The sequence below is a fragment of the Embleya sp. NBC_00896 genome (assembly GCF_045207785.1).
Taxonomy (GTDB): domain Bacteria; phylum Actinomycetota; class Actinomycetes; order Streptomycetales; family Streptomycetaceae; genus Embleya.
This window is the reverse complement of the sequence record NZ_CP108776.1, coordinates 6,397,592-6,408,702: the sequence shown is the minus strand read 5'-3', so window position 1 is coordinate 6,408,702 and position 11,111 is coordinate 6,397,592. Positions and strand designations below refer to the sequence as shown.

Sequence of the window (11,111 nt, the reverse complement as noted above, 5' to 3'; positions counted from 1 at the left end):
CGATGCCCCAGACACACAGATACCTCCGCGTCCTGCGCACCCCGCTCGGGGCGACCACCGCGATCGCCGTCCTCCTGCTGGCCCTGACGGCCGTCTTCGGGCCGATGCTGCTCGGCGACACCGCCGACCGGGTCGACACCGACGCGATCGGACAACACAGCGGCGCCGAGCACTGGTTCGGCACCGACGCCCTCGGCCGCGACATCGCGTCCCGGGTCGTGGTGGCCACCCGGCTCACCCTCGAACTGACCCTGCTCGCCACCCTCATCGGCGCCACCAGCGGCCTGCTCCTCGGCGTGCTGCCCACCGTCCTGGGCAAGCGCGCCGGGCGTCTGGTCACCGGCACCGTCAACCTGCTCGTCGCCTTCCCCGGTGTGCTGTTCGTGCTCTTCCTCGCGGTCATCTTCGGCGTGGGCACCTACTCCGCGGCCTTCGCCATCGGACTGGGCATCGCTCCCTCCACCGCCCGACTCGTGCAGAACCTGACCGCGTCCGTCGCCGGCACCGACTACGTGGCCGCGGCCCGCATCCTCGGCGTCGGCCGGACCCGGATCATCCTCCGGCACGTCCTGCCCAACATCGCCGAACCGGTCTCGCTGTTCGTCGCGCAGACCGCGGCGAGCGCGCTGGTCGCCTTCGCCGGCCTGTCCTTCCTGGGCCTGGGTGTACAGCCGCCCGACTACGACTGGGGGCGCCTGCTCAACGAGCAGCTCGACCGCGTCATGGTGGACCCGATGTCCGCCGTGGGCCCCGGCGCCGCCATCGTGCTGACCGGCATCACCTTCGGCCTGATCGGCGAACTCGTCGCCAAGGCCGGCGGCCGCACCGCCCCGCGGGCCGAGGTCGAGCCGAAGCCGGTCGCACCGCTCGCGGCCGACTCCCCCGCCGGCGAGTCCGCCGACGAAGCCGCCGACAATGGCCTGCTCCACGTGGAGCGGCTGCGGGTGCGCTTCCCCGGCTACACCGCCGTGCGCGACGTGAGCCTGACCATCGCCGACGGGGAAGCGGTCGGCATCGTCGGCGAGTCCGGCTCCGGCAAGAGCCTGACCGCGCTCGCCACCGCCGGACTCGTCCCGCACCCCGGCCGGGTCAGCGCGCACACGCTGCGCTTCGCCGACCGGGACCTGCGCACCCAGGCACCGCAGGGCACCTCGCTCGCCATGGTGTTCCAGGACCCGATGTCCTCGCTCAACCCCGCGCTGGCCGTGGGCCGGCAACTCGCCGAGGTCGCCGAGGTGCACCACCGTGCCTCACGCTCCGCGGCCGCCGCACGCGCCGTCGAGCGGTTGGCCGCCGTACACATCCCCGACCCCGAACAGCGGGCCGGCAAGCGCCCGCACGAGTTCTCCGGCGGCATGCGCCAGCGCGTGATGATCGCCATGGGACTCATGGGCGAGCCCCGGCTGATCATCGCCGACGAGCCGACCACCGCCCTGGACGTGACCGTGCAGAGCCAGGTCCTGCGCCTGCTGCGGGACGTGCGGGCCGAATCGGGCGCCGCGCTGCTGTTCATCTCGCACGACATCGCGGTGGTCTCCCAGGTCTGCGACCGGGTCGTGGTGATGTACGCCGGACGCGTCGTCGAGGAGCTCCCCGTGGCCGACCTCGGCGCGGGCGTCGCACACCCGTACACGGTCGCGCTGATGGGCGCGGTCCCCGACATGACCACCGATCGGGACGCTCCGCTGGCGACCATTCCCGGCCGCCCGCCCGAGCCCGGGGAGGACCGCCCCGGTTGTCCGTTCGCGCCGCGCTGCGCCCGGGCCACCGACCGGTGTCGGACCGAGGAACCCGTCCTCGAACTCATCGCTCCCGGCCGCCGCGTCGCGTGCTGGGACCCGGTCACCGCACCCGCCCACGACCTGGAGGAGGCCCGATGACAACCGTGCACCCCGCGGACGCGCTGCGACCCGCCGCCGAGCGTTCCGCGTCGGCTCCGACGTCCGGATCCCTCGAACTGCGCGACATCACCGTGCGTTACGGCCACGGCCGCTCCGCCGTGACCGCCGTCGACGACGCCCGCCTTGAGGTGCCCGCCGGCACCATCGTCGGACTGGTCGGCGGGTCCGGGTCGGGCAAGTCCACGCTGGGCCGGGCCGCGGTCGGCCTGGTGCCGATCACCGCCGGGCAGGTGCTCGTGGACGGCGTCGACATGGGCCGACGGCCCCGACGCGGGCCGGTCCAGATGGTGTTCCAGGACCCCTTCGCGTCGCTGGATCCGCGGATGAGCATCGGCGCCTCGGTCGCCGAGGCCGTGCCCCGCAGCCATCGGGCGCAGCGGGACGAGGAGGTGGCCCGCTACCTCGACCTCGTCGGCATCGACCCCGGCATGCGCACCCGCCTGCCGCGCGCGCTCTCCGGCGGTCAGCGCCAGCGGGTGGCCCTGGCCCGGGCGCTGGCCGCCCGGCCCGCGGTCCTGGTCGCCGACGAGATCACCTCCGCGCTCGACGTCTCCGTGCAGGGCGCGGTCTTGAACCTGGTCCGCGAACTGCACCGCGAACTCGGCTTCGCGCTGCTGTTCATCTCGCACAACCTCGCCGTCGTGCGCTACCTGGCCGACCGGATCGCCGTGATGGAACGCGGCGTGATCGTCGAGGACGGCCCGGCCGCACAGGTCCTGGAACAACCCGCTCACGCCTACACGCGCACCCTGCTCTCCGGCGTGCCCCGCATAGGTGAACCGCTGCCCGAGACGGAGACCCCGACCGCATGACGTACATTCCCACCCGCTCGTTGGCCATCGACGACCTGTACCGCCTGGCGCTCCCGGCCGACCCGGCACTGCACCCCGACGGCGACCGCGTCGTGTACACGCTCGTCACGCAGGACGCCGACAACGACCGGGCCACGCACGCCCTGTGGGAGGTGGGCGTGGCCTCGGGCGAGCCCCGCCGCCTGACCGAGGGCCCCGCCGACAGCGCCCCGCGCTGGTCGCCCCACGGGAGTGTGCTGGCCTTCCTGCGCGGCGGCGACGGCCCCGCGCAGATCCACCTCGCGCACCCCGGCGACCCGGAGGCCAAGCCGCTGACCGACCTGCCGCTGGGCGCGGGCGTCCCGGTCTGGAGCCCGGACGGCACCCGGATCGCGTTCGCCGCGCCGGTCTCGCCCAACGGTCGCCCGGACCCCACCGCCCCGCGCGTGATCGACCGGGCGGACCACACCATCGACGGTCTGGGACCGCGCGGCGACATCCGGGTCCACCTGCACGTCGTCGACGTCACCACGGGCGCCGTCACCAGGCTCACGCACGGCGAGTTCGACGCCGGGCCACCCGCGTGGTCGCCGGACGGCACCGAAATCGCCTTCCCCGCCGCGATCGGCCCCGACGCCGACCTGTCCGCCGCCTCCGCCGCCTACGTCGTGCGTGTGGGCGACGCCCCCGGGGAGCCGCGCCTGGTGGGGTCGGACACCGGTCGCATCGGGCCGCTCGGCTGGTACCCGGACGGCACCGCGCTGCTGGCGGTGGGCACCGTGACGCTGCGCGCGGGGCTGCTGCGCCTGCTGCGGATCCCGCTCGGCGACGGCGCCACCGTCGACCTCGCCGCCGACCTCGACCGCGGCGTGATTCCCGGCGGGAGCGGATACCCGGGAGCCCTCCCGGTCTTCGTCGGCGACGACATCCTGTTCTGCGCCCGCGATCGCGGTGCCTCCCGGCTGTACCGGATCCAACCGGGCGGCACGGCACGGGAGTTGCCGCTTCCGCCCCGCGCCGGGGTCGCGGGCTGCTCGGTCTCGGCGCGCACGGGTCGGGCCGCGATCGTGCTCGCCGAGACGGAGACCTTCGGCGAGATCGCGATCGTCGACCTCGCCGACGACTCCCTCTCCGGGCGCACCACGCACACCGTCGACGCGCTGCCCGACGTGCGCCTGAAGGTGGCGCAGGAAAGGGAGTTCACCATCTCCGACGGGACCCGCGTGCACGGATTCGTGCTGCGCGACCCCGACGCGCCGGTGGGCGGCCCGCTCCTGGTCGACCTGCACGGCGGCCCGCACAACGCGTGGTCCCCGCACGCCGACCCGTTCCACCCCTACCACCAGGAACTCGCCGCCCGCGGCTGGACGATCCTGACCCTCAACATCCGCGGCAGCGACGGGTACGGCGAGGAGTTCCACAACGCCGCGCTCGGCGCGTGGGGCCTGGCCGACGAGCACGACGTGCTCGAACCGGTCGCCACCCTGGTCGCCGAGGGGCTCGCCGACCCGGCCCGGATCGCGCTCACCGGGTACAGCTACGGCGGCTACCTCAGCACCTGGCTCTCCGCGCGCAGCGACGTCTTCGCCGCGGTGGTACCCGGCGGCGTCGTCACCGACCTGCGTACGATGCCCGGCACCTCCGACTCCGGCCACATCATGGTCGACTCCGAACTCATCGGCGGCGACCGGCTCGTCCCGCTGTCCCCGATCACCCACGTGGCCGGCGTCCGCGCGCCCACCCTGATCCTGCACGGCGCGAGTGACCACACCTGCCCCGCGTCCCAGGCCGAGGGGTGGTTCCACGCCCTGCGCGAGCGGGGACTCCCGGTGCGGATGGTGCTCTACCCGGGCGAGTCCCACCTGTTCATCCTCAACGGGCTCCCCTCGCACCGCGCCGATTACGCGCATCGCCTCGTCGAGTGGGTCGAGCGGTACACCGACCCCGCCCGCGCCGCGGCCGCCGCATCCCTGGAGGCATGACATGCACCCGCACACCGTGGCCGCGATGCGCGCGCGCCTGCCGCAGATGCTCACCGACATCGAGGCGCTGGTGACCACCGAGTCGCCGACCGGGGATGCCGCCGCGATCGCGACCTGTGCCCGGCTGGTCACCGAACTCGGCGTCCGACTCACCGGGATCGCCCCCGAGGACCCGGCCGGTGTGCCCGAACACCCGCATCTGCGCTGGCGATTCGGTGCCGGCGATCGGGTGCTTCTGGTCGGCCACTACGACACGGTGTGGCCGCTGGGCTCGCTCGCCACCCACCCGTTCGGCATCACGGCGGGCCGGCTCACCGGCCCCGGCTGCTTCGACATGAAGGTCGGGGTGGTCCAGCTCTTCCACGCCCTCGCCGCCCAGGACGACCTGGACGGGGTGAGCGTCCTGCTCACCTGCGACGAGGAGATCGGCTCGCCCACCTCGCGCGCCCTGATCGAGGCGGAGGCGCGCCGCTGCGCCGCCGTCCTGGTCCTGGAGGCGAGCGAGGGGGGCGCCCTCAAGACCGCGCGCAAGGGTGTGTCGGCCTACGAGCTGCGGGTCTCGGGCCGCGCGGCGCACGCCGGCCTCGAACCCGAGCGCGGCATCAACGCCACCGTCGAACTCGCCCACCAGATCGGCGCGCTCGTGCGGCTCGCCGACCCGGTTCTGGGCACCACCGTCACGCCCACCACGGCCACGTCGGGCAGCACCCGCAACACCGTGCCCGCGACGGCGAGCGTCCGGGTGGACGTGCGGGCGCGCACCCTCGCCGAGCAACAGCGCGTGGACACCGCCCTGCGCGCCTTCGTCCCGCTGCTGCCCGGCGCGGTGCTCGAGATCGACGGCGGCCTGGACCGGCCGCCGCTGGAAGAGCACTCCTCCGCCGCGCTGTTCGCCCGGGCCCGCCGGCTGTACGCGGAACTCGGGCTCGACGACGGCGAGTTGCGCGGAGTCGCGGTCGGCGGCGGTTCGGACGGGAACATCACCGCCGGGGTCGGCACCCCCACCCTCGACGGGCTCGGCGCGGTGGGCGGCGGCGCGCACGCCGACCACGAGCACGTGTCGGTCGAGGAGATCCCGGCGCGCACCGCCCTCCTCGCCGCGCTCGTGGCGGAACTGCGGGCGGAGCCCTCGGCCGCGACGGGCGCCGCGGCGGCCGGCTCGACCGAATCGGCGCTCGTGCCGTGACGACCGCCGAGCCGACACCCGCCCGGGGGCCCGCGCGCCCCTCCCGAGAAAGGACGTGCCCGCGATGAGCCCCGACGGTGCCCGACCGCAGACGACCGGTCACCGGGCCGGGACCGGATCCGGATCCGAGCCCGGGACCGAACCGAGATCGCCGGCCGAGTCCCGGTCGAGGAGCCGACCGAGGAACCGGCCGACCGCCCGGCCCGGAGCCGCGACCGGCGCCGATCCGGGTGACCCCCGCGTGCGGGCCGCGGCCGCGGCCGACCGCGCCGCCGCGACGGCGGGCGTGCAGATCCGCGAACTGCACGGCCTGGACGAGATGGTCGAAGCGTGCCGACTGATCCAGCGCGTGTGGGCACCGGACCCGACCACCCCCTTGATGACGTCCGAGCTGATGGTCGTCCTGGCCCACGCCGGCGGCTACGTGGCCGGCTCCTACGAGGACGGCCGGCTGACCGGGGCGGGTGTGGGTCTGCTCGCCACGAGCGGCCTGCACTCGCACATCGTGGGCCTGGACGCACACGCGCGCGAGCGCGACGTGGGCTACGCCCTCAAGGCGCACCAGCGCGCGTGGTGCCTGGCCCGCGGGATCACCGAGGTCACCTGGACGTTCGACCCGCTGATCAGCCGCAACGCCTACTTCAACCTGTCCAAACTCGCGGCCGCCGCCCCCGAATACCTGCCGGACTTCTACGGGCCGAGGTCCGACGAGCACAACGTCGGCGCCACCGACCGGCTGCTGATCCGCTGGGACCTCGCCACCGAACGCGTCGCGCTCGCCTGCGCGGGCGTGCCGCACCGGGTCGACGGCGAGGACGCGACCGGCGACGTGGTCGTGGGACTCGACGCGGGGCCCGACGGTCGTCCGGTCGTCGGCCGCTTCGACGGCGACGTCGTGCTCGTCCGGGTGCCGCACGACATCGCGGCACTGCGCCGAAGCGACCCGGAGTCGGCGCACGCGTGGCGCCTCGCGGTGCGCGAGGTACTGGGCGGACTGATGGCACGGGGCCGCGTCGTGCGCGGCTTCAGCCGGCGCGGCTGGTATGTACTCGACCGAGGAACGGAATCGCTGTGAGCACCAAACTGACCGGCTTCGAACTGCGCCGGGTCGCCATGCCCCTGGTCTCGCCCTTCCGGACCTCGTTCGGGGTCCAAACGACCCGCGACCTCCTGCTGGTGCGGGCCGAGACCACCGAGACCGAGGGGTACGGCGAGTGCGGCACGATACCCGCCCCGCTCTACTCCTCGGAGTACACCGACGGCGCGATCGAGGTCCTGCGGCGCTTCCTGGTGCCCGCCGCGCTGGCCATGCCCGTCCCCGATCCGTGGCTGATCGCACCCGCGCTGGCCCCGATGCGCGGACATCGGATGGCCAAGTCGGCGCTGGAGACCGCCGTCCTCGACGCGTGGCTGCGCGAGCGCGACCTCTCCCTCGGGGGCTGGCTCGGGGCCGTCCACGACCGGGTCCCGGCCGGGGTGTCCGTCGGGATCATGGACTCGATCGCCGAACTGCTCGACGCGGTCGAGGGATACCTGGACGAGGGCTATCAGCGGATCAAGCTCAAGATCCGACCGGGGTGGGATCTCGAGCCCGTGCGCGCGGTCCGGGAACGGTTCGGCGACGACATACCTCTCCAAGTGGATGCCAATACCGCATACACTCTCGCGGACGCACCGATTTTGGCGCGTCTTGACCGCTTCGGTCTGTTGTTGATCGAGCAGCCGTTGGAGGAGGAGGACATCCGTGGCCACGCCCGCCTCGCCCGGCTCATCCGTACCCCCATCTGCCTCGACGAGTCCATCACGTCGGCACGCGCCGCGGCCGACGCGATCGCGCTGGGCGCCTGCTCGATCGTGAACATCAAGCCCGGCCGGGTCGGCGGCTACCTGGAGTCGCGGCGGATCCACGACGTATGCGTCGCGAACGACGTGCCGGTGTGGTGCGGCGGCATGTTGGAAAGCGGCCTCGGCCGCGCCGCCAACGTCGCGCTGGCGGCCATGCCCGGCTTCGTCCTTCCCGGCGACACCTCGGCCTCGGGACGCTACTACCGCACCGACCTCACCGAACCGTTCGTGCTGACCGACGGCCGGCTCACGGTGCCCCGGGGGCCGGGCATCGGGATCGCGCCCATCCCCGAGGCGCTCGACGAGGTGACGGTGTCGACCGAATGGATCCCCGCGTGAGCGACCTCGATCGAATGCCGGCGGACATCCGGTGACATCACGGCCGCACGGCGTCCTGGGACGCATCATCGACGACCTCGGTTCGACCCTGTTCGAGGTCGCCGCCGGCAAGCCCGATCCCGATCGCGAGGTCACCGGCGTCCTCATCCACGACCCGCACGACGAACCGGCCCATCAGCCGGGCGCGATGGTGCTCGGCGTGGCGGTCTACGGGACGGCGCAGATCGCGTCCCTGGTGCATCGCGCCGCCGGGCTGGGCGCGCCGGCCGTCGTGGTGCGCGGCCCCGTCGTGGTGGACGCGGAGGTCGAGGCGGCGGTCGCGGAGACCGGCGTCGTGCTCCTGAGCCTCACCCCGGGCGCCTCCTGGTCCCAGGTCGCCACGCTGCTCCGAGCGCTGCTCGCGGTCGACGAGGTCGGCCCCTCGCAGATGGGCGAAACGCTCGCGGGCGCCCCGGCCGGAGACCTGTTCGCGCTGGTCAACGCGATCGCCGCGCTGATGGACGGCCCGGTCACGGTCGAGGACCGCAGCGGGCGCGTGCTGGCCTTCTCCAGCCGTCAGGACGAGGCGGACGGGCCCCGGATCGCGACCATCCTGGATCGCCAGGTGCCCGCGGCGATGCTGCGGATCCTGGAGGAACGCGGCACCTTCCACCAGCTCTACCGCAGCGAGGGGCCGCTGTTCCTGGCCGCCGTCTCGGAGTCGTCGCTCCCGCGGATGGCCATCGCGGTGCGCGCGGGCGACGAGATCCTCGGCTCAATCTGGGTCGTGGTGCGCGAGCCGCTCTCGCCCGGGCGCGAGCGCTCGCTCGTCGAGGCGGCCAAGGTCGTCGCGCTGCACCTGCTGCGGCGCCGGGCCGGCGCGGACGTGGAGCGCCGACTGCGCACCGACCTGCTCGCGACCGTCCTGGAAGGCGGCCCCGCGGCCGTCGACGCGGCCGCCCGACTCGGTCTCGCCCACCAGCCCGCGTGCGTCCTCGCGCTCGCGGTCGTCGGCGGGTCGGCGGCGGCCGAACGAAGCGCCGAGGAACACCGGATCGTCGACGCGCTGGCCCTGCACCTGGCCGCGGTACATCCCAGGACGGCGACCGCGCGGCTCGGTGGCTTCACCTACGCGATCCTGCCCACCGAGTCCGACGCGCGGGCGGTGCGGCTCGCCGAGGAGTTCCTCGGCCGGATCGGTGGCCGCGTCGACGCGGTCGTGGGGATCGGCCGGGTGGCGGCCCGGGCCGTCGACCTGCCGCTGTCCCGGGCCGACGCGGACCGCGCCCTGCGGGTCCTGCGCGGCGGGCACTCGTCGCTCACCGTCGCGCGGTTGTCCGACGTGTACGTGTCGTCGTTGCTCGTCGACGTGGCCGACCGGGTCGCGGCGGCCGACGACGTACCGGTGGGCCCGGTCGCCCGGCTCCGCGCCTACGACGACCGACACGACACCCATTTCACCGAGACGCTGGCCGCGTGGCTGGACACCTTCGGCGACGTCAACGCCGCCGCGGCGACCGTCCACGTCCACCCGAACACCTTTCGCTACCGCCTCCGCAGGCTCTCCGAGGTGGGCGGGATCGACCTGGGCGATCCGAGCGCGCGCTTCGACGCGATGTTCCAGTTGCGCCTGCACGACGTCGACGGGCCGACCGGCTGATGCCGCGGGTCGGGTCCACCACGCGTGTCTCGAATCGGCATCCGCATGATGAGACGGAGTGGACTGCCGGTGCCGGGTATGGGAGTTTCGATGTCATGCGGCGTCGGCTGATTATTACCGACCGCGTGCCGATACCGGGCTGACCAGGACGACCACTTTCCCTGCGGCCCACCATCCGCACGCAGACCTCTCGCACTTCGCGAGGGGTCTTTTTGTTTGGCCCTCCCCCTCGGCACCCGCCGCTCCCCCGCCTCTTTCGCCCCCACCCCCCGACAGGAGCACAGCGACCCATGGTCGACGACGGCACCCAGGTCCTCGAAGCCCCGCGACGCGACGGCCCCGCACCGACGATCGGCGACCCGGGCGGGCCCGTCCCGGCCCGCCGCCAGGAGTTCGAGACGTGCCGACTGGTGGCGAGTATGCGACACGGCCGGGGGCTGCTGGCCCGGATCGCCACCACCTTGAACAACCACGGCGTGCGGCAACTGACCTACACGTCCACCGAGTTCGGCACGGCCACGGTCGAGGTGGAGGTACTCGCGCGAGACGCGGCCCGCGTGGAGGCCCGACTCCGCCGGATGGTCGAGGTGGTCGAGGTGGCCCCGGCCTGAGCCCCACCGCCGCGCGGCCCGCGTCGATCGCGGGTCGCGCGGCTCGGCCCCGGGCGCCGAACCCCTCCGTAGGATGCGTGCGACGCGCCCCCGTCGACGCCCCACCCGAGAGGCTCCGTTCCCGCATGTCGCTCCCGCACGCCATCCTCACCGCGCTGCTCGAGAAGCCCTCGTCGGGCCTTGAGCTGACCCGGAGGTTCGACCGATCGATCGGGTACTTCTGGTCCGCCACGCACCAGCAGATCTATCGCGAACTGGGCAAGCTGACCCAGGTCGGCCTCATCGGCGAGGTTCCGCAACAGCCGTCTCGCGGGCAGCGCAAGGAGTACGAGGTGCTGCCCGCGGGCCGGGCCGAACTGACCGGCTGGGTCGCCGAGACCCAGGACCCGAGGCCGGTGCGCGATCCGCTGCTGCTGCGGCTGCGCGCGGCGGCGGTGTTGGGGTCGGTCGATGTGGTGGACGAGTTGCGACGCCACCTCGGACTCCATCGGGACCAGTTGGCCGAATACGTGGAGATCGAGGCACGCGACTTCCCCGAGGGACAGGTCGAGGACGCGGACCGGCTTCGGCAGATCGTGCTGCGTGCGGGAATCGGCCTGGAGACCTTCTGGATCGAGTGGATCACCCGGAGCCTGGCGCAACTGGAGGGCACCGGGCCCGGGAGCGAGGCCGGGAGCGAGGCCGGGACCGACGAGCCGGCACACCCCGACCGCTGAGCCGCGCCTTATCAGGTGTCGGCCGACCCCATCAGCGGGACGGGGCGCGGAGTTTGACAATATTTGCCGGTCTCTCGGGCCGGGTTGGACGGGACCATGCC

Annotated in this window: 9 protein-coding genes; all 9 read left to right on the top strand. The window is 73.6% G+C overall.

The window, feature by feature from the left end:
* Window positions 1–2: 2 nt before the first annotated feature.
* The 9 genes from OG928_RS28995 (at window position 3) to OG928_RS28955 (ending at window position 11,010) form a co-directional block, all read left to right on the top strand.
* Window positions 3–1,880: a dipeptide/oligopeptide/nickel ABC transporter permease/ATP-binding protein gene (locus OG928_RS28995; RefSeq protein ID WP_406289112.1), complete on the top strand. Its 1,878-nt coding sequence runs from the start codon at window positions 3–5 to the stop codon at window positions 1,878–1,880.
* Complete coding sequence (locus tag OG928_RS28990; protein WP_406289110.1) at window positions 1,877–2,713, top strand: ATP-binding cassette domain-containing protein; 837 nt, start codon at window positions 1,877–1,879, stop codon at window positions 2,711–2,713. Before OG928_RS28995 ends, OG928_RS28990 begins: the two co-directional genes overlap by 4 nt.
* Complete coding sequence (locus tag OG928_RS28985; protein ID WP_406289108.1) at window positions 2,710–4,674, top strand: S9 family peptidase; 1,965 nt, start codon at window positions 2,710–2,712, stop codon at window positions 4,672–4,674. Before OG928_RS28990 ends, OG928_RS28985 begins: the two co-directional genes overlap by 4 nt.
* 1 nt (window position 4,675) lies before the next feature.
* The gene (locus tag OG928_RS28980; protein ID WP_406289106.1) at window positions 4,676–5,860 is read left to right on the top strand and encodes a M20/M25/M40 family metallo-hydrolase; all 1,185 of its coding nucleotides are present in this window, start codon (window positions 4,676–4,678) and stop codon (window positions 5,858–5,860) included.
* 241 nt (window positions 5,861–6,101) lie between these two features.
* Window positions 6,102–6,935: a GNAT family N-acetyltransferase gene (locus tag OG928_RS28975; RefSeq protein ID WP_406289103.1), complete on the top strand. Its 834-nt coding sequence runs from the start codon at window positions 6,102–6,104 to the stop codon at window positions 6,933–6,935.
* 38 nt (window positions 6,936–6,973) lie between these two features.
* Window positions 6,974–8,044, top strand: coding sequence for an o-succinylbenzoate synthase (menC, locus tag OG928_RS28970; RefSeq protein WP_406291279.1), 1,071 nt, complete (start codon window positions 6,974–6,976; stop codon window positions 8,042–8,044).
* A gap of 31 nt (window positions 8,045–8,075) precedes the next feature.
* Window positions 8,076–9,683: a PucR family transcriptional regulator gene (locus tag OG928_RS28965; protein WP_406289102.1), complete on the top strand. Its 1,608-nt coding sequence runs from the start codon at window positions 8,076–8,078 to the stop codon at window positions 9,681–9,683.
* Window positions 9,684–9,973: 290 nt separating this feature from the next.
* Entirely contained in the window at window positions 9,974–10,294 is a 321-nt protein-coding gene (locus OG928_RS28960; protein ID WP_406289100.1) for a hypothetical protein, read from the top strand.
* A 125-nt stretch (window positions 10,295–10,419) separates the two neighbouring features.
* Window positions 10,420–11,010 (top strand): PadR family transcriptional regulator, encoded by a 591-nt coding sequence (locus tag OG928_RS28955; RefSeq protein WP_406289098.1) that lies wholly within the window; start codon window positions 10,420–10,422, stop codon window positions 11,008–11,010.
* Window positions 11,011–11,111: the final 101 nt, after the last annotated feature.